This is a genomic window from Pseudomonas sp. LBUM1651, from assembly GCF_059716135.1.
Map to the genome: position 1 here is coordinate 6,015,325 of NZ_CP166805.1, position 20,704 is coordinate 6,036,028.

Consider the following 20,704-nt stretch of genomic DNA (forward strand, 5'->3'; position numbering starts at 1 on the left):
TGTTACTGACACGACGCTTTCGCGGGCAAGCCTTGCTCCTTGGGAGTTGTGTTTAAACCACGTCTTCCAATGCTGGCTGCTGATTGCTACCAAAGCTCAAATACTCAATCAGCTCCGTCAACGGCAGTGGCTTGCTGATCAGATACCCTTGCACCTGATCACAGCCAAACCCGCGCAGCAGATCCAGCTGCTCCGGCGTTTCCACGCCCTCGGCGACCACTTCAAGATTGAGGTTGTGCGCCAGGTTGATCATCGCGTGGACCAGCTTGCGATTCTCTTCGCGCCCTTCCATCCCGCCGACAAAACTCTTGTCGACCTTCAGCAAGGCGATCGGCAGGCTGTTGAGGTGCACGAACGAAGAGAAACCGGTGCCGAAGTCATCGAGGGAAAAGCGCACACCCAGACGCCCGAGGGCATCCATGGTCTGCTTCACCAGATCGCTGCGACGCATGACGGCGGTTTCGGTCAGTTCGAATTCCAGCCATTGCGCCTCGACGCCACGTTCGGCAATCAGCCGGCTCAGCGTCGAAAGCAACTGGCTGTCCTGAAACTGCCGGAATGACAGGTTGATCGCCATATGCAGCGCCGGCAAACCGCGTTCACGCAATGCCTGCATGTCGCGCAACGCGCGGGAAATCACCCAGTAACCGAGCGGCACAATCAAACCGCTTTGCTCGGCCAGTGGCACGAACTCGCTCGGCGGCAGCAAGCCACGCTCGGCGTGACGCCAGCGCACCAGGGCTTCGAGGCCGACAATCTGGCCGTCTTCCAGGTTCAGGCGTGGCTGGTAATGCAGTTCCAGCTCATCGCGACGCAACGCCCGGCGCAGCTCGCTTTCGAGGTCGGCCATGCTGCGGGCATTGCGGTTGATGCGTTCGTTGAAGATGTGAAAGGTGCAGCCTTGAGTGCTCTTGGCCTGCTGCATGGCGATGTGCGCGTGCCACATCAGCGGGTCGGCGCCGGCCTGGGCGCGGGCGTGGGCGATGCCCAGGCTGGAACCGATCAACAGGCTTTCGCCGTCGACCCAATAGGGCTCGGCCAGCGCCTCGGTAATTCTTTCGGCCATCCACTCGGCGCGTTGCGGTGCGCGGCGGGTATCTATCAGCAGGGCGAACTCATCGCTGCCCAGCCGCGCCAGTTGATCGCCAGCCTCGAGCTGGCTTTTCAACCGCGCGACCACTTGCAGTATCAACCGGTCGCCAGCCTGGTGGCCGAGGGCGTCGTTGGCGTGGCGGAAGTTGTCGAGGTCAAGGTGACCGAGGGCCAGGCCCCGGCCATCGTTTTCCGCCAACCGCGCGGCCAGCAAAGTCTGGAAGCCCTGGCGGTTGGCGATGCCGGTCAGCGGATCTTGCTCGGCCAGGCGCTGCAGGGTGTTTTCCAGCACACCGCGCTCGCGCACATGACGCAGGCAACGGCGCAACATGCCGGGATCGAGATGATCACGCACCAACCAGTCGCTCACGCCATCGGGCGGCAACAGCGGCTCGTGTTCGAGCAGCAACACCGTCGGCAAACTGCAACGGCCCGGCGCCGGCTGAAGGGCCGGGATCGTCAACAACACCGCGCTGCGGTTGTCATCGAACAGAGCGCTGACCGATTCCCAGCTTGGAGCGCTGATGAGCACGGCCGAGCTCCCCATCGGAGCCAGACACTCGCGCAACAACGCTGCCCACGCTGGCTCTTCGGCCAATAGCAGCAAACGCAAGGGTTCGACAGGCGTAGACAAGCTAGCTCCCTAGACTCTGCAATGATGTAGTCGGCGGGCATTATGCCGTGCCGATAACCAATGACCAAATGACATCAGTTATCAAACGAGGCCTTTGTATCCGGAATTACGAACATTAGACGCAAATTCATCGCGCATCCTGCGTGAAAGTAACAAAACCGGCAAATATAGATAGCGTGTTGCGTCACAAGTCGGAGAGAGCAGCACAATTTGCTGAGCCTGTTAAAATGCCGGCCCATTTCGTGACTGACTCCTGAATTTACGTATGTCCCGACTCAATCCCCGGCAGCAAGAAGCCGTGAGCTACGTCGGCGGCCCTCTTTTGGTGCTCGCCGGCGCGGGCTCCGGCAAGACCAGTGTGATCACGCGCAAGATCGCGCACTTGATCCAGAACTGCGGCATTCGCGCCCAGTACATCGTCGCCATGACCTTTACCAACAAGGCCGCGCGCGAGATGAAGGAACGGGTCGGCACCCTGCTCAAGGGCGGCGAAGGCCGTGGCCTGACGGTGTGCACCTTCCACAATCTGGGCCTGAACATCATCCGCAAGGAACACGTGCGGCTGGGCTACAAACCGGGCTTCTCGATCTTCGACGAGACCGACGTCAAAGCCCTGATGACCGACATCATGCAAAAGGAATACGCGGGCGACGACGGCGTCGACGAGATCAAGAACATGATCGGCTCGTGGAAAAACGACCTGATCCTGCCGCCCGAAGCCCTGGAAAACGCCCGCAACCCCAAGGAACAGACCGCCGCCATTGTCTACACCCACTATCAGCGCACGCTCAAGGCGTTCAACGCGGTGGACTTCGACGACCTGATCCTGCAGCCGGTGAAACTGTTCCAGGAACACCCCGACATCCTCGAAAAGTGGCAGAACAAAGTCCGCTACCTGCTGGTGGACGAATACCAGGACACCAACGCCAGTCAGTATTTGCTGGTGAAGTTGCTGATCGGCACGCGCAACCAGTTCACCGTGGTTGGCGACGACGACCAGTCGATTTACGCCTGGCGCGGCGCCCGGCCGGAAAACCTGATGCTGCTCAAGGACGACTATCCGTCGCTGAAAGTGGTCATGCTGGAGCAAAACTATCGCTCCACCAGTCGCATCCTGCGGTGTGCCAACGTGTTGATCTCGAACAACCCGCACGAATTCGAAAAGCAGCTGTGGAGCGAGATGGGCCACGGCGACGAGATCCGCGTCATCCGTTGCCGCAACGAAGACGCCGAAGCCGAGCGCGTGGCCGTGGAACTGCTGACCCTACACTTGCGCACCGACCGGCCATACAGCGATTTCGCGATCCTGTATCGCGGTAACTACCAGGCCAAGCTGATCGAGCTGAAGTTGCAGCATCACCAGATTCCGTATCGCCTGTCCGGCGGCAACAGCTTTTTCGGACGTCAGGAAGTGAAAGACCTGATGGCGTACTTCCGCCTGATCGTGAACCCGGATGACGACAACGCCTTCCTGCGCGTGATCAACGTCCCACGCCGGGAGATCGGTTCGACCACCCTGGAAAAGCTCGGCAACTACGCCACCGAACGCAAAATCTCGATGTACGCCGCCACCGACGAAATCGGCCTGGGCGAGCATCTGGACACGCGCTTCACCGATCGCCTGTCGCGCTTCAAGCGTTTCATGGACAAGGTCCGGGAGCAGTGCGCCGGCGAAGACCCGATCTCGGCGCTGCGCAGCATGGTCATGGACATCGACTACGAGAACTGGCTGCGCACCAACAGCTCCAGCGACAAGGCCGCCGACTACCGCATGGGTAACGTCTGGTTCCTGATCGAGGCGTTGAAAAACACCCTGGAGAAAGACGAAGAAGGCGAGATGACCGTCGAAGACGCCATCGGCAAGCTCGTTTTGCGCGACATGCTGGAACGTCAGCAGGAAGAGGAAGACGGCGCCGAAGGCGTGCAGATGATGACCTTGCACGCCTCCAAGGGTCTGGAATTTCCTTACGTGTTCATCATGGGCATGGAAGAGGAAATCCTCCCGCACCGCTCCAGCATCGAAGCCGACACCATCGAAGAAGAACGCCGCCTGGCCTACGTGGGGATTACCCGCGCGCGTCAGACGCTGGCCTTCACCTTCGCCGCCAAGCGTAAGCAATATGGCGAGATCATCGACTGCGCGCCGAGCCGCTTCCTCGATGAATTGCCGCCGGACGACCTGGCCTGGGAAGGCACCGACGACACACCTGTTGAAGTCAAAGCCGTTCGCGGCAATACCGCATTGGCGGATATACGGGCGATGTTAAAGCGCTAGAATTGAGCACTTTTTAACCGAACACTTTTTGACAAGCTAGGCGCACACGGCGCCAGTAGAGGAACGCTTCATGGAAGCACTGCACCAGAAAATTCGCGAACAAGGCATCGTGCTTTCCGATCAGGTCCTGAAGGTCGACGCCTTTTTGAACCACCAGATCGACCCGGCCCTGATGAAGCTGATCGGCGACGAGTTCGCTGCGCTGTTCAAGGACTCGGGCATCACCAAGATCGTCACCATCGAAGCCTCGGGCATCGCCCCGGCGATCATGACCGGTCTGAACCTGGGCGTGCCGGTGATTTTTGCGCGCAAGCATCAGTCGCTGACCCTGACCGAAAACCTGCTTTCGGCGACCGTTTACTCGTTCACCAAGCAGACCGAAAGCACCGTGGCGATCTCCCCGCGCCACCTGACCAGCAGCGACCGCGTGCTGATCATTGACGACTTCCTGGCCAACGGTAAGGCGTCGCAAGCGCTGATCTCGATCATCAAACAGGCCGGCGCGACCGTGGCCGGTTTGGGAATTGTGATCGAGAAGTCGTTCCAGGGTGGGCGTGCGGAGCTGGATGCGCAGGGTTATCGGGTTGAGTCGTTGGCGCGGGTGCAGTCGCTGAAGGATGGCGTTGTTACTTTCATCGAATAACCAGCAGCACCGCATTTCCCCTGTGGGAGCCAGCCTGCTGGCGATGGCGTCGTGTCAGTCAAAATCTTCAAGACTGACAGACAGCCATCGCCAGCAGGCTGGCTCCCACAGTTGGTTTTGCGTTGGGCGTTACTGCGCGGTGGCTTTGAGGCCGGTGAGCAGCAGCCGCTGAAACAAATCCTCTTTCAACCCCTCCGGGTTGGTCAGCTGCATCCGCTCCAGATGCTCGGGAAACGCCGCAGCCTCAGGCGCATCCAGCGCCGCCTTGCCCAACTCCAGAATCTCCGTCAGCTTGAACTTGCTCTTCAGCCAGTTCAGCGCCCGCAACAAGTCCCGCTCTTCAGCCGTGAAATCACACCCCAGCGGATACTCCGGAAACAACTGCGGATGCCGCGCCTGAATCGCCTGCAATCGCTGCGGACTGTTGTCCGCAAAACGCGGATCAAGACGGAAATTCTTCGGCAATTTGCCCACGTTCTGCGCTTGCTCGATCAACCCCGACTGGAACCGTGAGTCGCTGATATTCAGCAACGCCTCGATCACCGCCGCATCGGTCTTGCCGCGCAAATCGGCGATGCCGTACTCGGTGACCACGATGTCGCGCAGATGCCGCGGGATCGTGCAATGGCCGTACTCCCAGACGATGTTGGAACTGACCTCCCCGCCCGCCTCGCGCCAGCTGCGCAGCAGTAGAATCGAACGCGCGCCCTCCAGCGCATGACCCTGGGCGACGAAGTTGTACTGCCCGCCGACGCCGCTGAGCACCCGCCCGTCTTCGAGCTGATCGGCCACGCCGGCACCGAGCAACGTCATGGTGAACACGGTGTTGATAAAACGCGCATCCAGTCGCTGCAAGCGTTTGAGTTCTTCCTGGCCGTAGAGCTCGTTGATGTAGCTGATGCGGGTCATGTTGAATTCGAGCCGCTTGCTCTGGGGCAGCTCTCGAAGACGTTCGTAAAAGCTGCGCGGCCCGAGGAAAAACCCCCCGTGCACCGAAATGCCGTCGGTTTGCGCCGCTTCGTCCAGCGTGCCGGCATTCGCCTGTTGCTGGGTCAGGACATCGGGATAGACCTTGCGCCGCACGATCCCGGCGTCGGCCAGCACCAGCAAGCCGTTGACGAACATTTCGCTGCAACCATACAAGCCTTTGGCGAAGGGTTCGATTCCGCCTTCACGGTCGATCAACTGCGCCCACTGGCTGAGATTCACGTCCGCCAGCAGCGCTTTGTAACCCTTGTTGTCAGCCTGCCGCGCCAGCAACGCAGCCGTCAGCGCGTCGCCCATGGCACCGATGCCGATCTGCAAAGTGCCGCCATCGCGCACCAGCGTGCTGGCGTGCAGGCCAATGAAGTGATCCTGGAAGCCCACCGGCATGTTCGGCGTGGAGAACAGCGTGGTGTTGTCCTTCTCGTCGATCAGCAGGTCGAAGGCGTCGATGCCGACTTCGGCGTCGCCGGGCATGTACGGCAAGTCGTTGTGCACCTGGCCCACGAGCAGGATCGTCTCCCCCTCTGCCCGGCGTTTCTCCATCATCGGGAACAGGTCGAGGGTGATGTCCGGGTTACAGCTCAGGCTGAGGCGATCGGGATGCTCGCTGTGGCTGGCCACCAGTTGCGCGACCAGATTCAAACCGGCGGCATTGATGTCCCGCGCGGCGTGGCTGTAGTTGCTGCTGACGTAATCCTGCTGAGCGGATGCGCTATGCAGCAGGCTGCCAGGCTGCATGAAAAATTGGTGGACGTGGATGTTGGGCGGCAGGTTGTCCTTGTGCAAGCCCGCGAGGAAATCCAGTTCCGGATAGTCGCCGAACACCCGTTCGATGAAGGGCTCAAGGAAGCGCTTTTGCAAACCGTCGCCCAAGGAAGGACGGCCCAGGCACAGCGCGGTGTAGATCGTCAGTTGCCGTTCGGGCAGTTGCGCGATGCGTTGAAACAGTGCGTTGACGAAGTGGTTGGGTTTGCCCAGACCGAGGGGCAAGCCCATGTGGATATGCGCCGGCAACCGTGCCAGCACATCATCGACCGCCTGTTCGATAGAACACAGCTGCACCATCTGATCCTCCCTTACATTCCGTGAATTGGGGTTGGACCGAGCGTGCCGGGCCTTTGCTGCAAAGAATAGTCCCAAGGCCAAATCGCGAGCACAAAAAAGCCGCTCATAAGCGGCTTTTTGCTGAAGATGGCGGCTTACTTCAAGCCGGACATCTTCTGGATAGCGCCCTTCAGATCGGCATCAGAGCAATCGGCGCAGGTGCCTTTAGGCGGCATCGCGTTGACGCCGGAGATTGCCTTCGCCAGCAAGCCATCAAGGCCGCCTTCTTTCTTGGCGCGGTCGCCCCAGGCTGCCGCATCACCGACTTTCGGCGCGCCCAACAGGCCGGTGCCGTGGCAAGCGTTGCAATGTTTTGCAATCACTGAGTCAGGAGTTTTGGCATCACCGCCGCCCGCCGAAGCAGCGACTTCCATCCCCTTGCACTCTTTACCCGTCACACAGACCTGGCCGACTGGCTCAAGGCGTTTGGCAATATCGTCGTTGGTCGCAGCTTGAGCGCTGACAGCCCATAGGGCCAATACGGTTGCTGGTGCAGCCAGCATTTTCATAATTAGATTCACGCGTTCACCCTCAATGGTGGCTAGTCACGCCTACGGCCACGGTTCGCAGGCGGGCGCAAGTATAGCGGTAAGCCCGTCGCACTGAAACAACCCCAAAGTCGAAGGGGTCTTGTTGCGCGGCGGAAAAACCCTTCGGGTGTCGCTGCCATACTGGCAGGACGCCTCTTCACTTAGAAATTCGCTGGCGTGGCTGCGCTGATTAGTCGCGCCGGCGCATCGAACGGATTACGGAAACGGTGTGGCTTGGTACTTTCAAAGTAGTAGCTATCGCCTGCTTCAAGCACAAAAGTTTCCAGCCCGACCACCAGTTCCAGCCGTCCTTCCACCAGAATCCCGGTTTCCTCACCCTCATGGGTGAGCATCTCGTCACCGGTGTCGGCGCCAGGCGGGTAGATTTCATTGAGGAAGGCGATGGCGCGGCTCGGGTGCGCCCGGCCGACCAGTTTCATGGTCACGGCACCATCGGAAATATCGATCAGCTCGTTGGCCTTGTAGACGATCTGAGTCGGTTTTTCCTGCAGGATCTCTTCGGAAAAGAACTCGACCATGGACATGGGAATCCCGCCCAGAACCTTGCGCAGCGAACTGATCGAGGGACTGACACTGTTCTTCTCGATCATCGAAATGGTGCTGTTGGTGACGCCCGCGCGCTTGGCGAGTTCACGCTGCGAAAGACCTTTGAGCTTACGGATGGATTGCAGTCGTTCACCGACGTCCAATGCTGGAGCCTCCAGGGATTCAGGTTGTAGGAATATTGAGCGTTATCATGGCGACAGCGTTCAGTATTTACAACACTTTGGCCTGAATCCTGTTCGGCGAGGCGACTTCCGGTGCGCAGTGTCTGGGCTTAAGCCCCGGAATAGAGCAGCGGCACCCGGCGCAGGTTGCAGAAGATCTGGTAAGGAATCGTGTCCGCGGCCGCCGCAACGTCGCTGGCGAGAATGTTTTTACCCCACAACTCCACGGTCGATCCCAGACCCGCTTGCGGCACGTCGGTCAAATCGATGCAAAGCATGTCCATCGACACCCGGCCGATCAATTGGCTGCGCTGACCGGCGACCAGCACCGGCGTACCGGTCGGCGCTTGACGCGGATAGCCATCGGCATAACCCATGGCCACCACCCCCACGCGCATCGGTTTTTCGGTGATAAATTTGGCGCCGTAACCGATCGGCTCGCCAGCCGGCAGCTCACGCACGCAAATCACTTTCGATTCCAGGGTCATCACCGGTTGCAGGCGGGATGCTACGGCGTTGGCTTCTTCGAACGGCGTGGCGCCGTAGAGCATGATGCCCGGGCGAACCCAGTCGCTTGGAATCTGCGGCCAACCGAGCACCGCCGGTGAGTTGCGCAGGCTGATCTCGGCGGACAAACCCTGGCGTGCCGCTTCAAACACCGCGACCTGCTCAGCACTGGCTTGCTCGTGCAGCTCATCGGCGCGGGCGAAGTGGCTCATCAGCACGATCTTCGCGACCTTGCCGCTGGCCAGCAGCCGTTGATAGGCCGCCTGGTAATCCTTTGGATGCAGACCGACCCGGTGCATGCCCGAATCAAGTTTGAGCCACACCGTGATCGGCTTGCTCAGCGCGGCCTTCTCGATGGCTTCGAGCTGCCACAACGAATGCACCACGCACCAGAAATCATGCTCGACGATCAGCGCCAACTCATCGGCTTCGAAAAAGCCTTCCAGCAGCAACACCGGCGCCCGAATGCCTGCGGCGCGCAGTTCCAGCGCTTCTTCAATGCACGCCACGGCAAACCCGTCCGCCTCGGCTTCCAGCGCCTGGGCGCAACGCACCGCGCCATGGCCGTAGGCGTCGGCCTTGATCACCGCGAGGGCCTTGGCCCCAGTGATTTCACGGGCAATCCGGTAGTTGTGACGCAGGGCTTGAAGGTCGATCAGGGCACGGGCTGGACGCATGGCGGCAGGCTTCTAGACAGTCATGGGAATAAAAACCGGCGCTGGCTGACGGCGTTAACCACCAACAGCACCGGAGAGGGATCTTTCTGACAGGCTTATGGCAGAGCGGCTACAACCGACAGCTCCACCAGGATTTCCGGTTCGCACAGCTTCGATTCAACCGTCGCACGGGCCGGGGCCACGCCTTTTGGCAGCCACTTGTCCCAGACCGCGTTCATGCCTTCGAAGTGCGCATCAATGTCTTTCAGGTAAATCGTCACCGACAGCAAATGGTTCTTGTCGGTGCCCGCCAGATCCAGCAAACGCTCGATATTGGCGAGGGTTTCGCGGGTCTGCTGTTCAATCCCGGCGTTCATGTCATCGCCGACCTGCCCTGCCAAATACACCGTACCGTTGTGAGCGACGATCTGACTCATGCGCTCATTGGTGAGCTGGCGCTGGATTGCCATGTTTTGCGGACTCCTGGAGTTTGCTGCCATAACGGGAAATATCGAGGCCTTCGGCGCTGATCTGCGGCGTTTTCTTCGCCATCAGGTCGGCCAGCAAGCGACCGGAACCGCACGCCATGGTCCAGCCGAGCGTGCCGTGACCGGTGTTCAGGAACAGATTGCTGAATGGCGTGCCACCAACGATTGGCGTGCCATCCGGGGTGGTCGGACGCAGACCGGTCCAGAAGCTTGCCTGGGCCAGATCGCCCCCCTGAGGATAGAGGTCGTTGACGATCATCTCCAGAGTTTCGCGCCGACGCGGGTTCAGCGACAGGTCAAAACCGGCTATTTCAGCCATGCCGCCGACGCGGATACGGTTGTCGAAACGGGTGATCGCGACCTTGTAGGTTTCGTCGAGGATAGTCGAAGTCGGGGCCATCGCCGGGTTGGTGATCGGCACGGTCAGGGAATAACCCTTGAGCGGATACACCGGGGCGCGGATACCCAGCGGCTTGAGCAACTGCGGCGAGTAGCTGCCGAGTGCCAATACATAGCGGTCAGCGGTTTCCAGCTTGCCGTCGATCCACACGCCGTTGATGCGATCACCGGCGTAGTCGAGCTTCTGAATGTCTTGGCCGAAGCGGAATTCCACACCCAGTTTCACTGCCATTTCGGCCAGTCGGGTGGTGAAGATCTGGCAGTCGCCGGTCTGGTCGTTCGGCAGGCGCAGGGCACCGGCGAGGATGTCGGTGACGCTGGCCAGGGCCGGTTCAACGCGGGCAATGCCTTCGCGGTCGAGCAGTTCGAACGGCACGCCGGACTCTTTCAGCACGGCGATGTCTTTCGCGGCGCCGTCGAGCTGAGCCTGGGTGCGGAACAATTGAGTCGTACCGAGGCTGCGGCCTTCGTAGGCAATGCCGGTTTCGGCGCGCAATTCATCGAGGCAGTCACGGCTGTACTCGGACAGGCGGACCATGCGCTCCTTGTTCACCGCGTAACGGCTGGCGGTGCAGTTGCGCAACATCTGCGCCATCCACAGGTACTGGTCGATGTCGGCGGTGGCCTTGATCGCCAACGGTGCATGGCGCTGCAGCAGCCACTTGATGGCCTTGAGCGGCACACCCGGCGCGGCCCACGGCGAGGCATAACCCGGTGATACCTGCCCGGCGTTGGCGAAACTGGTCTCCATGGCCGCAGCCGGCTGACGGTCCACCACCACCACTTCGAACCCGGCACGCGCCAGATAATAAGCACTGGTGGTACCGATGACGCCGCTACCCAAGACCATAACGCGCATTTTCATATCCCTCATCGCGGCGTGCCGCTGACGTTTGTAGTTCAGACCGTAGATGTGGGCAGTTTAAAAAAGATTAGCCAGTGCTTTTCACTATATAAGCACCTATATTTGGCGACAATTCTCGGCAAAAACGCTTTTCACGGAGGCGCATCCCCTATGCGTACCAACACTCAGACCAAACGTGAGCTGGACAAGATCGACCGCAACATCCTGCGGATCCTGCAAGCGGACGGGCGTATTTCCTTCACCGAGCTTGGGGAAAAGGTCGGGCTCTCGACCACGCCCTGCACCGAGCGGGTTCGGCGCCTGGAGCGCGAAGGGATCATCATGGGCTACAACGCCCGGCTGAATCCGCAGCACCTCAAGGGTAGTCTGCTGGTGTTCGTCGAGATCAGCCTCGACTACAAATCCGGCGATACTTTCGAAGAGTTCCGACGTGCGGTGCTGAAATTGCCCCATGTGCTGGAGTGCCATTTGGTGTCGGGGGATTTCGACTATCTGGTGAAGGCACGGATTTCCGAGATGGCCTCGTACCGCAAGTTGCTGGGCGACATTCTGCTCAAGCTGCCGCATGTGCGGGAATCCAAGAGCTATATCGTGATGGAAGAGGTGAAGGAGAGTTTGAGTTTGCCGATTCCGGATTGAGATTTTGTAGTGCCTGGTCAGACCCCATCGCTAGCAGGCTAGCTCCCACAGTTGATCTTCAGCGGACACACATTCTGTGCATGACACAGATCCAGTGTGGGAGCTAGCCTGCTAGCGATTACAGGCAACTCGGTCTTCCCTCAGACGAGCACCTGCCGGGTCGACGCCATGTACTCATGAATCTGCTTCTCCACCCGCGGATGAATCAACTCCACCGGCCCCCGCCCATTGGGGCACGGCAACGTTTTGGTGGTGCCAAACAACCGGCAAATCAGCGGCCGCTCGTCATACACCGTGCAGCCGTTTGGCCCAAGGTGTACACAGTTGAGCTCATCCATCGCCGCATCCTGCTCAGCGCGCGTCTTGCGCGGCAGGCGGGACATTTCTTCGGGTGAGGTAGTCACCGGCCCACAGCAGTCATGGCAGCCGGGCACACACTCGAACGAGGGAATCTGCTGTCGCAGGGTGCGGATTTTCTGACTGTTGCAGCTCATCGAAACGGTGACCCAAAGCGGACTGGAGCGGGATTCTGAAGCAAAAGCCCCAATCCAGACAGCCACAACCGACCAGTGTTGCCCCCGCCGGAAGGTCCGGCTTATGCTCCGTCAAATTTTCCAGACACAAAAATCAGGATGACGCGCATGAATGCCCGCGCCCAGCACATTGCCTCCTATTACGCGGCCAGCAGCCTGCCGCAGCCCGATCATCCGGTGTTGAAAGGTGAATTAGTGGCCGATGTGTGCGTGGTCGGTGGCGGGTTTTCCGGGCTGAACACGGCGCTTGAGCTGGCCGAGCGTGGCCTCAGTGTGGTGCTGCTCGAGGCGCACAAGATTGGTTGGGGTGCCAGTGGCCGCAATGGCGGGCAGCTGATTCGTGGCGTCGGCCATGGTCTCGATCAGTTCGCCAACGTGATCGGTGCAGACGGTGTGCGTCAGATGAAACTCATGGGCCTGGAAGCGGTGGAAATCGTCCGACAACGCGTCGAGCGTTTTCAGATCCCTTGCGACCTGACGTGGGGCTACTGCGATCTCGCCAACAAAACCCGCGACCTGGAAGGCTTCGCCGAAGACGCCGAAGAACTGCGCAGCCTCGGCTACCGCTACGAAACCCGCTTGCTGCAAGCCCACGAAATGCACTCGGTGGTGGGCTCCGACCGCTACGTCGGCGGCCTGATCGACATGGGTTCGGGGCATCTGCACCCTCTCAACCTGGCCTTGGGCGAAGCTGCCGCCGCGCAGGAATTGGGCGCGAAGTTGTTCGAACAATCGGCGGTAACCCGCATCGATTACGGCCCGGAGGTGACGGTCCATACGGCTCAAGGTTCGGTTCGCGCGAAGACGCTGGTGCTGGGCTGCAATGCCTACCTCAACCAGCTGAACCCGGAGCTCAGCGGCAAGGTATTGCCCGCCGGCAGCTACATCATCGCCACCGAACCCTTGAGCGAAGAACAGGCGCACGAACTGCTGCCGCAGAACATGGCGGTGTGTGATCAACGGGTGGCGCTGGATTACTACCGACTCTCGGCAGATCGACGGTTGCTGTTTGGTGGGGCTTGCCACTATTCAGGTCGCGACCCGAAGGACATCGCGGCGTACATGCGACCGAAGATGCTGGAAGTGTTCCCGCAACTGGCCGGGGTGAAGATCGATTACCAATGGGGCGGGATGATCGGCATCGGCGCCAACCGCCTGCCGCAGATCGGCCGGCTCAAGGATCAGCCGAACGTGTATTACGCCCAGGCTTATTCAGGTCACGGGGTGAATGCCACGCATCTGGCGGGCAAGTTGCTGGCCGAGGCGATCAGTGGGCAGCAGAGTGGCGGGTTCGATCTGTTTGCCAAGGTGCCGCACATGACGTTTCCGGGCGGCAAGCATTTGCGTTCGCCGTTGTTGGCGTTGGGGATGTTGTGGCATCGGCTTAAAGAGCTGGTCTAAAGAATTTTTGGCGTTCTTGCGGACGCCTTCGCGGGCAAGCCTCGCTCAGATTAACGCGCCCCCCTGTAGGAGCGAGGCTTGCCCGCGAATGGATCTAAAGAACACCACAAAACTCAGATCCGCCAAAAAGGCTTAAGCCCCTCCTCCCGCGCCTGCTCCCGGCTCAACCCGATATCCCTCAATTGCTCCGGCGTCAGCTCCAGCAACCCCTTGCGCGTGTGCAGACGATGCCAGAACAGACCCCAGCGACTCAGGCCGGACGGCGCGTTGCGCATGATCGCTTCCCGCGCACCGTTTTTTTGCCCTGCCGCCAGTTCCTGACTGCGTAACGTCAGCCGCACATCGCTCAAGCCGTTCATTTTGAATGCTCCTGTTTACTTGGGTAGCCAGAGCTTTCATGATGCGTCGACGGCGAAAAGCATTACAGATTCAACCTGAGAGTATTAACTCCATACAGATTTCGCGTTTTAGCCTCTGAATCACAATTTTTTGCCTTATCTGTACTGGTTAACCGAATCATCTACATCGAGACTGCGCCATGACCCTCTACGTCAACCTCGCCGAATTGCTCGGAACGCGGATCGAACAGGGCTTCTATCGTCCCGGTGACCGACTGCCGTCCGTGCGGGCATTAAGCGTCGAGCACGGCGTCAGCCTGAGCACAGTGCAGCAAGCCTATCGGGTGCTGGAAGACAGCGGCCTGGCGATGCCGAAACCCAAGTCCGGCTACTTCGTCCCGGTGAGTCGCGAATTGCCGGAGCTACCGGCGATTGGCCGCCCCGCCCAGCGCCCGGTGGATATTTCGCAGTGGGATCAAGTGCTGGAACTGATCCGCGCAGTACCGCGCAAGGACGTGGTGCAACTGGGTCGCGGCATGCCGGACATCACCACGCCGACCATGAAACCGTTGCTGCGCAACCTCGCGCGCATCAGTCGGCGGCAGGACATGCCCGGTCTGTATTACGACAACATTCACGGCACCCTCGAATTACGCGAGCAGATTGCGCGCCTGATGCTGGATTCCGGATGCCAACTGACAGCCAACGACCTGGTGATTACCACCGGCTGTCACGAAGCGCTGTCCACCAGCATTCGCTCCATCTGTGAGCCGGGTGACATCGTCGCCGTGGACTCGCCAAGCTTTCACGGCGCGATGCAGACGCTCAAGGGCCTGAACATGAAGGCCCTGGAAATCCCCACTGACCCGCTGACCGGGATCAGCCTCGATGCGCTGGAACTGGCTCTGGAACAGTGGCCGATCAAGGCCATACAGTTGACGCCCAACTGCAACAACCCGCTGGGCTACATCATGCCGGAATCGCGCAAACGCGCGTTGTTGACGCTCGCACAGCGTTTCGACGTAGCGATCATCGAGGACGATGTGTATGGCGAACTGGCCTACAACTACCCGCGCCCCCGCACGATCAAATCCTTCGACGAAGACGGCCGCGTCCTGCTCTGCAGTTCATTTTCCAAAACCCTGGCGCCCGGTCTACGGATCGGCTGGGTTGCACCGGGCCGCTATCTGGAGCGGGTGCTGCACATGAAATACATCAGCACTGGCAGCACCGCGCCGCAACCGCAGATTGCCATCGCCGAATTCCTCAAGGCCGGTCACTTCGAACCGCATTTGCGGCGAATGCGCACTCAGTACCAGCGCAATCGCGACATGATGATCGATTGGGTCAGCCGCTATTTTCCCGCCGGCACCCGCGCCAGTCGGCCGCAAGGCAGTTTCATGCTCTGGGTTGAACTGCCTGATGGTTTCGACACCCTGAAACTGAACCGCGCCTTGCACGACCAGGGCGTACAGATTGCCGTCGGCAGCATCTTTTCTCCCTCGGGCAAGTACCGCAATTGCCTGCGGATGAACTACGCTGCCAAGCCAACACCACAGATCGAAGACGCGGTGCGCAAGGTCGGCGCTGCGGCAATCAAACTGCTGGCGGAAAATGACAGCTTCACTGACTGACTTTTAACGGGATTTCAGCGTCCATATGCCGACACCCGCCGCCAATCGGAACGATCCTACGTGAGAGTCAGACAGCCCCTGCTCGCTCTTCTGCTACTCGCCTCGCTCCTGGGCGGTTGCGTCAGCTTCGATGTTCAACGCGAACCCAGTCAGGCGCTGCCCGCCAGTGATTCGGCATTCGGTCGATCGATCCAGGCCCAGGCCGCGCCCCATGAGGGGAAGTCCGGTTTTCGCTTGCTGTCCAATAGCGGCGAAGCCTTCATGGCCCGTGCCGAGTTGATCCGCAACGCCCAAAGCAGCCTCGACTTGCAGTACTACATCGTCCACGACGGCATCAGCACGCGCATGCTGGTGGACGAACTGCTCAAGGCGGCCGACCGTGGCGTGCGTGTGAGAATCCTGCTCGACGACACCACCAGCGACGGCCTCGACTGGATCATCGCTACCCTCGCGGCGCATCCGCAGATCCAGATTCGCCTGTTCAACCCGCTGCACCTGGGCCGGGCCACGGGCGTGACGCGAAATATCGGCCGGCTGTTGAACCTGTCGCTGCAACACCGGCGCATGCACAACAAATTGTGGCTGGCGGACAACAGCGCATCCATCGTCGGCGGCCGCAATCTGGGGGACGAATATTTCGATGCCGAGCCCAACCTGAACTTCACCGACATCGACATGCTCGGCGTCGGGCCGGTTGCCGAGCAGCTCGGCCACAGCTTTGACCAATACTGGAACAGCGCGCTGAGCAAGCCGATCGATGAATTCCTGTCGAGCAAACCGACGCAAAAGGACCTGCAAAATACCCGCACACGTCTGGAAGAATCGCTGGAAGAGACGCGCAAACAGAACCACGCGCTGTATCAACAATTGATGACCTACACCACAAACCCGCGCATGGACATCTGGCGCCGAGAGTTGATCTGGGCCTGGAATCAGGCGTTGTGGGACGCACCGAGCAAGGTCTTGTCTGACGGCGAGCCAGATCCGCAACTGCTGCTCACCACACAGTTGGCGCCTGAGCTCACCGGGGTCAGCAAAGAGCTGATCATGATCTCGGCGTACTTCGTACCGGGGCAGCCGGGCCTGGTTTACCTCACCGGCCGCGCCGATGCCGGGGTCTCCGTCAGCCTGCTGACCAACTCGCTGGAAGCCACCGACGTCCCGGCGGTGCACGGCGGTTACGCGCCCTATCGCCGGGCGCTGCTGGAACATGGCGTGAAGCTGTACGAATTGCGCCGCCAACCCGGTGAAGGCGGCGGCAGCGGACCGCATATTTTTTACAGCAAGTCCTACCGTGGTTCCGATTCGAGCCTGCACAGCAAGGCGATGATCTTCGACCAGCAGAAATCCTTCATCGGCTCGTTCAACTTCGACCCGCGCTCGGTGCTGTGGAACACCGAAGTCGGCGTGCTGGTGGACAGCCCCGAACTCGCTGCGCATGTGCGCAAAGCGGCAATGGAGGGCATGGCGCCGCCCCTGAGTTATCAGGTGAAACTGGAAAACGACCGGATCGTCTGGGTGACGGAGGACGACGGCAAAATGCACACGCTGACCAAGGAACCGGGAAGTTGGTGGCGCCAGTTCAATTCGTGGATGAGTACCGCCGTGGGACTGGAACGGATGCTGTAACAGACAATAAACATCCCTGTGGGAGCGGGCTTGCCCGCGATTGCAGTTTCACATTCAACATTGACGTCGACTGTCAGACCGCTATCGCGAGCAAGCTCGCTCCCACAGGGGATTTGGTTGGCTGGAGTTTAGTGTCAGGCAGGTTCAGCAACTGTACCGAATGCACCTTGGCGCGACAGCAGGATTACCAACCCGAACGCACCGGCCGCCATCAACAGCGGCAACGCATGCCCGCTGATCCACTGGCTACCAGCCCCCGCAGCCAACGGTCCGACCAGACAACCGATGCCCCATAGCTGCGCGATATGCGCATTGGCCCGCACCAGCGCATCGTCGCGATAACGTTCGCCGATCAGGATCAGTGACAAAGTAAACAAGCCCCCGGCACTGGCGCCAAACAGCACCCACAACGGCCAGATCAGCAACGTGTCGATCAGCAACGGTATCGCCAGGCTCGATACCAGCAGGATCACTGCACAACCGGTGAACAACGTGCGTCGCGACAGGCGATCCGCCAGCGCGCCAATCGGCAGTTGCAGCAGGGCATCACCGACCACCACAGTGCTGACCATCGCTAACGCGATTTCCGTGGAAAAGCCCTGGCGCAGGCAATAGACCGGCAACAAGGTCAGGATCATCGCCTCGAACGCCGCGAACAGCGCTACGCCCCAGGCAATCGCCGGCAGACCTCGGCAGAAGCCCCACAAGTCGCTGAAGGTCACGCTGCAGGCTTCACTGGTCGGTGCGCCGCTGCGACCCAGCAACAGGAACGGCGCCGCCGTGAGCAAACCGACGCCGACCCAGAATCCATAATCGTGTTCGGTGCCCAGAACGCCCAGCAGTAACGGTCCGGCCAACTGACTCAGCGCATAGCTGCTGCCATACAGTGCCACCAGCCGGCCGCGCCATTGCTCGACCACCAGCTGGTTGATCCAGCTTTCACCGAGGATGAAGACGAGAGTCAGGATGACCCCGATCATCAGCCGCAACAGCAACCAGACTGGATAACTCGGTAACAGCGCAAGCAACCCGATGGACAACGCGCCAGCCCAAAGACACAGACGCATCAGATTGGCCGTGCCGAGGCGCGCCGCCAGATGACTGGAAATCTTCGCCCCCAGCAACACACCAATCGCCGGCATCGCGGCCATTACACCGATGGCAAACGAACCGTAACCCCAGCCTTCCAGGCGAAACGACACCAGCGGCATGCTGACGCCCAGGGCCAGACCGACACTCAAGACAGACGCCAACACGGCGAAATAAGTCGCCCAACGCATGTTCCACGCTCCTGTGGATATTTTTATGTACGACACAAAGCACTGTGGGAGCGAGCCTGCTCGCGAAGACGGAGCAACATTCAACATTGATGTCGACTGTTACACCGCTTTCGCGAGCAGGCTCGCTCCCACAGGGGATTCGCGTCCTCAGGGGAACCTGTTTTAGTACAGGCTCCCCTACTGGCTTACAACTTGATCCAGGTCGCCTTCAGCTCGGTGTACTTGTCGAACGCATGCAGCGACTTGTCGCGGCCGTTGCCCGACTGCTTGAAGCCACCGAACGGTGCGGTCATGTCGCCGCCGTCGTACTGGTTGACCCACACGCTACCGGCACGCAGCGCACGGGCGGTCAGGTGAGCCTTCGAGATGTCCTTGGTCCACACCGCGGCGGCCAAGCCGTACGGCGTATCGTTGGCAATCGCGACGGCTTCTTCGGCGGTATCGAAAGCGATGACCGACAGGACCGGGCCAAAGATTTCTTCCTGAGCGATTTTCATCGCGTTGCTGACGCCGTCGAAAATCGTTGGTTCAACGTAAGTGCCACCGGTTTCCTGCAACGTGCGCTTGCCGCCAGCGACGAGTTTGGCGCCATCGGCGTGGCCGGATTCGATGTAGGACAGCACGGTGTTCATCTGCTGGGTATCGACCAGCGCGCCGACGTTGGTCGCCGGGTCCAGCGGGTTGCCCGGCTTCCAGGTTTTCAGGGCCTCGATCACCAGTGGCAGGAAGGTGTCCTTGATCGAACGCTCGACCAGCAGACGCGAACCGGCGGTGCAGACTTCGCCCTGGTTGAAGGCGATAGCGCCGGCGGCGGCTTCAGCGGCGGCTTGCAGATCCGGGGCATCGGCGAACACGATGTTCGGGCTCTTGCCGCCGGCTTCGAGCCAGACGCGTTTCATGTTCGATTCGCCGGAGTAGATCAGCAGTTGTTTGGCGATCTTGGTCGAACCGGTGAACACCAGCGTATCGACATCGTTGTGCAGGGCCAGGGCCTTGCCGACAGTGTGACCGTAGCCCGGCAGCACGTTCAGCACGCCTTTCGGGATGCCGGCTTCAACGGCCAGCGCAGCGATGCGGATGGCAGTCAGCGGGGATTTTTCCGACGGCTTGAGGATCACCGAGTTACCGGTGGACAGCGCCGGGCCGAGTTTCCAGCAGGCCATCATCAACGGGAAGTTCCACGGCACGATGGCGCCGACGACGCCGACCGGCTCGCGAGTCACCAGACCCAGCTGATCGTGCGGGGTGGCGGCCACTTCGTCGTAGATCTTGTCGATGGCTTCGCCGCTCCAGCTCAGGGCTTGCGCCGCCCCGGGAACGTCGATGTACAGGGAATCGCTGATGGGCTTGCCCATGTCGAGGGTTTCAAGCAGGGCCAGCTCCTCGGCGTGCTGTTTCAGCAGGCCGGCGAAACGGATCATGGTGGCTTTGCGTTTGGTCGGCGCCAGGCGCGACCAGACACCGGAATTGAACGTGGTGCGAGCGTTTTCAACAGCGCGCTGGGCGTCGGCGGCGTCACAGCTGGCAATCTTGCCCAGCAGACGGCCATCGACCGGACTGATGCACTCGAAGGTCTCGCTGGAGACGGCATCGGTGTATTCGCCATTGATGTAGGCGCGGCCTTCGATCTTCAGATCGCGAGCCCGTTGTTCCCAATCGGCACGAGTCAGGGTGGTCATTCGAGTGTCCTCCTCTTATTGAATACGAGCGCCCCGCGTTCTTCGCGGACGTCCCCAGGAATTCTGCCCGGCCAGCCTGCTTTTCGGCCCAAGGCAACCGCCACCCTAAACCAGTGACCGGGGTTGTTTCAATATATTTGACATAAGGTCGGTAAACGGCCTTGCGGTGTTCATTTTAATAAACATAGACTTTGGGCTTTCCAGCACCTTTCCAGCCACTCGCGCCGCAATCACGGGGGATAACAACAATGAGCATTCAGAACATCGTCGACTTCAGCCAGGCCACTACCGAGCCCGAACGCTATCGGCCGGACCAGGCGAAAGTCCTCAAAGGCGACCCTGAGCAAGCCGTGTACAACCACTACAACAGCCCTTGCGGCCAGATGAGTGCAGGGGTCTGGGAGGGCGAGGTCGGCCAGTGGCTGGTGAATTACACCGAGCATGAATACTGCGAAATCGTGCAGGGGGTTTCAGTGCTGCGCGACAACGACGGTAACGGCAAGACCCTGCGCGTAGGCGATCGTTTTGTGATCCCGGCCGGGTTCAGAGGCACTTGGGAAGTGCTGGAGCCGTGCCGCAAGATTTATGTGGTGTTTGAACAGAAGGCCTAAAGATTTGTGTTAGGTGGGCCGGCCTCTTCGCGGGCAAGCCTCGCTCCTACAG

General features: G+C 60.2%; 18 protein-coding genes. 7 read left to right on the forward strand and 11 right to left on the reverse strand.

What is annotated here, in order from left to right:
* Positions 1-52: 52 nt before the first annotated feature.
* Complete coding sequence (locus ACA066_RS28240; protein WP_497697480.1) at positions 53-1,726, reverse strand: putative bifunctional diguanylate cyclase/phosphodiesterase; 1,674 nt, start codon at positions 1,724-1,726, stop codon at positions 53-55.
* Between the two features lie 265 nt (positions 1,727-1,991).
* Between ACA066_RS28240 and rep the strand changes: the two genes are divergently transcribed.
* Together rep and ACA066_RS28250 are read left to right on the forward strand one after the other, a co-directional pair.
* Positions 1,992-4,001 carry a DNA helicase Rep gene (gene rep / locus ACA066_RS28245; protein ID WP_497697481.1) on the forward strand — a complete coding sequence of 670 codons (2,010 nt, stop codon included), beginning with the start codon at positions 1,992-1,994 and terminating at the stop codon, positions 3,999-4,001.
* Between the two features lie 70 nt (positions 4,002-4,071).
* Positions 4,072-4,644 carry a xanthine phosphoribosyltransferase gene (locus tag ACA066_RS28250; protein WP_109626693.1) on the forward strand — a complete coding sequence of 191 codons (573 nt, stop codon included), beginning with the start codon at positions 4,072-4,074 and terminating at the stop codon, positions 4,642-4,644.
* 129 nt (positions 4,645-4,773) lie between these two features.
* Here the strand turns inward: ACA066_RS28250 and ACA066_RS28255 are convergent, their stop codons facing one another.
* The 6 genes from ACA066_RS28255 to dadA form a co-directional block, all read right to left on the reverse strand.
* Positions 4,774-6,696, reverse strand: coding sequence for an acetyl-CoA hydrolase/transferase C-terminal domain-containing protein (locus tag ACA066_RS28255; RefSeq protein WP_497697482.1), 1,923 nt, complete (start codon positions 6,694-6,696; stop codon positions 4,774-4,776).
* A 134-nt stretch (positions 6,697-6,830) separates the two neighbouring features.
* Entirely contained in the window at positions 6,831-7,244 is a 414-nt protein-coding gene (locus ACA066_RS28260; RefSeq protein WP_497699973.1) for a c-type cytochrome, read from the reverse strand.
* A gap of 182 nt (positions 7,245-7,426) precedes the next feature.
* The gene (locus ACA066_RS28265) at positions 7,427-7,975 is read right to left on the reverse strand and encodes a cupin domain-containing protein (RefSeq protein ID WP_007947433.1); all 549 of its coding nucleotides are present in this window, start codon (positions 7,973-7,975) and stop codon (positions 7,427-7,429) included.
* A 128-nt stretch (positions 7,976-8,103) separates the two neighbouring features.
* Positions 8,104-9,177, reverse strand: a complete 1,074-nt coding sequence (gene alr / locus ACA066_RS28270) for an alanine racemase (protein ID WP_497697483.1) — start codon at positions 9,175-9,177, stop codon at positions 8,104-8,106.
* A gap of 95 nt (positions 9,178-9,272) precedes the next feature.
* Complete coding sequence (locus ACA066_RS28275; protein ID WP_497697484.1) at positions 9,273-9,626, reverse strand: RidA family protein; 354 nt, start codon at positions 9,624-9,626, stop codon at positions 9,273-9,275.
* Positions 9,598-10,902 carry a D-amino acid dehydrogenase gene (gene dadA, locus ACA066_RS28280; protein ID WP_497697485.1) on the reverse strand — a complete coding sequence of 435 codons (1,305 nt, stop codon included), beginning with the start codon at positions 10,900-10,902 and terminating at the stop codon, positions 9,598-9,600. The genes ACA066_RS28275 and dadA overlap by 29 nt, the downstream gene beginning before the upstream one ends.
* A 156-nt stretch (positions 10,903-11,058) precedes the next feature.
* On the opposite strand from dadA, the gene ACA066_RS28285 reads away from it, so the two are divergent.
* Complete coding sequence (locus ACA066_RS28285) at positions 11,059-11,547, forward strand: Lrp/AsnC ligand binding domain-containing protein (protein ID WP_003177284.1); 489 nt, start codon at positions 11,059-11,061, stop codon at positions 11,545-11,547.
* 140 nt (positions 11,548-11,687) lie between these two features.
* Here the strand turns inward: ACA066_RS28285 and ACA066_RS28290 are convergent, their stop codons facing one another.
* Positions 11,688-12,041 (reverse strand): YkgJ family cysteine cluster protein, encoded by a 354-nt coding sequence (locus ACA066_RS28290; protein WP_007947437.1) that lies wholly within the window; start codon positions 12,039-12,041, stop codon positions 11,688-11,690.
* A gap of 147 nt (positions 12,042-12,188) precedes the next feature.
* Between ACA066_RS28290 and ACA066_RS28295 the strand changes: the two genes are divergently transcribed.
* A complete protein-coding gene (locus ACA066_RS28295; protein ID WP_497697486.1) occupies positions 12,189-13,481 on the forward strand; it encodes an NAD(P)/FAD-dependent oxidoreductase in 1,293 nt (430 codons plus the stop codon).
* A gap of 113 nt (positions 13,482-13,594) precedes the next feature.
* On the opposite strand, the gene ACA066_RS28300 is transcribed toward ACA066_RS28295, so the two are convergent.
* Positions 13,595-13,840, reverse strand: coding sequence for a DUF1127 domain-containing protein (locus tag ACA066_RS28300; protein WP_497697487.1), 246 nt, complete (start codon positions 13,838-13,840; stop codon positions 13,595-13,597).
* Positions 13,841-14,019: 179 nt separating this feature from the next.
* Here ACA066_RS28300 and ACA066_RS28305 point away from each other — a divergent pair, with 179 nt between their 5' ends.
* Both ACA066_RS28305 and ACA066_RS28310 read left to right on the forward strand, forming a co-directional pair.
* A complete protein-coding gene (locus tag ACA066_RS28305) occupies positions 14,020-15,453 on the forward strand; it encodes an aminotransferase-like domain-containing protein (RefSeq protein WP_497697488.1) in 1,434 nt (477 codons plus the stop codon).
* A gap of 60 nt (positions 15,454-15,513) precedes the next feature.
* Positions 15,514-17,082, forward strand: coding sequence for a phospholipase D family protein (locus ACA066_RS28310; RefSeq protein ID WP_497697489.1), 1,569 nt, complete (start codon positions 15,514-15,516; stop codon positions 17,080-17,082).
* A gap of 134 nt (positions 17,083-17,216) precedes the next feature.
* Here the strand turns inward: ACA066_RS28310 and ACA066_RS28315 are convergent, their stop codons facing one another.
* Both ACA066_RS28315 and ACA066_RS28320 read right to left on the reverse strand, forming a co-directional pair.
* The gene (locus ACA066_RS28315; RefSeq protein WP_497697490.1) at positions 17,217-18,362 is read right to left on the reverse strand and encodes an MFS transporter; all 1,146 of its coding nucleotides are present in this window, start codon (positions 18,360-18,362) and stop codon (positions 17,217-17,219) included.
* Positions 18,363-18,547: 185 nt separating this feature from the next.
* Entirely contained in the window at positions 18,548-20,041 is a 1,494-nt protein-coding gene (locus ACA066_RS28320; protein ID WP_214379797.1) for an aldehyde dehydrogenase, read from the reverse strand.
* A 248-nt stretch (positions 20,042-20,289) separates the two neighbouring features.
* Here ACA066_RS28320 and ACA066_RS28325 point away from each other — a divergent pair, with 248 nt between their 5' ends.
* Positions 20,290-20,652, forward strand: a complete 363-nt coding sequence (locus ACA066_RS28325) for a cupin domain-containing protein (protein WP_497697491.1) — start codon at positions 20,290-20,292, stop codon at positions 20,650-20,652.
* Positions 20,653-20,704 lie beyond the last annotated feature (52 nt).

Coding starts and splice junctions, on each gene's coding strand:
- ACA066_RS28260 (WP_497699973.1), bottom strand. CDS start 7,244: ATGAAAATGCTGGCTGCACCAGCAACCGTATTGGCCCTATGGGCTGTC.
- alr (WP_497697483.1), bottom strand. CDS start 9,177: ATGCGTCCAGCCCGTGCCCTGATCGACCTTCAAGCCCTGCGTCACAAC.
- ACA066_RS28305 (WP_497697488.1), top strand. CDS start 14,020: ATGACCCTCTACGTCAACCTCGCCGAATTGCTCGGAACGCGGATCGAA.
- ACA066_RS28255 (WP_497697482.1), bottom strand. CDS start 6,696: ATGGTGCAGCTGTGTTCTATCGAACAGGCGGTCGATGATGTGCTGGCA.
- dadA (WP_497697485.1), bottom strand. CDS start 10,902: ATGCGCGTTATGGTCTTGGGTAGCGGCGTCATCGGTACCACCAGTGCT.
- ACA066_RS28315 (WP_497697490.1), bottom strand. CDS start 18,362: ATGCGTTGGGCGACTTATTTCGCCGTGTTGGCGTCTGTCTTGAGTGTC.
- ACA066_RS28300 (WP_497697487.1), bottom strand. CDS start 13,840: ATGAACGGCTTGAGCGATGTGCGGCTGACGTTACGCAGTCAGGAACTG.
- rep (WP_497697481.1), top strand. CDS start 1,992: ATGTCCCGACTCAATCCCCGGCAGCAAGAAGCCGTGAGCTACGTCGGC.
- ACA066_RS28290 (WP_007947437.1), bottom strand. CDS start 12,041: ATGAGCTGCAACAGTCAGAAAATCCGCACCCTGCGACAGCAGATTCCC.
- ACA066_RS28285 (WP_003177284.1), top strand. CDS start 11,059: ATGCGTACCAACACTCAGACCAAACGTGAGCTGGACAAGATCGACCGC.
- ACA066_RS28275 (WP_497697484.1), bottom strand. CDS start 9,626: ATGGCAATCCAGCGCCAGCTCACCAATGAGCGCATGAGTCAGATCGTC.
- ACA066_RS28320 (WP_214379797.1), bottom strand. CDS start 20,041: ATGACCACCCTGACTCGTGCCGATTGGGAACAACGGGCTCGCGATCTG.
- ACA066_RS28295 (WP_497697486.1), top strand. CDS start 12,189: ATGAATGCCCGCGCCCAGCACATTGCCTCCTATTACGCGGCCAGCAGC.
- ACA066_RS28250 (WP_109626693.1), top strand. CDS start 4,072: ATGGAAGCACTGCACCAGAAAATTCGCGAACAAGGCATCGTGCTTTCC.
- ACA066_RS28325 (WP_497697491.1), top strand. CDS start 20,290: ATGAGCATTCAGAACATCGTCGACTTCAGCCAGGCCACTACCGAGCCC.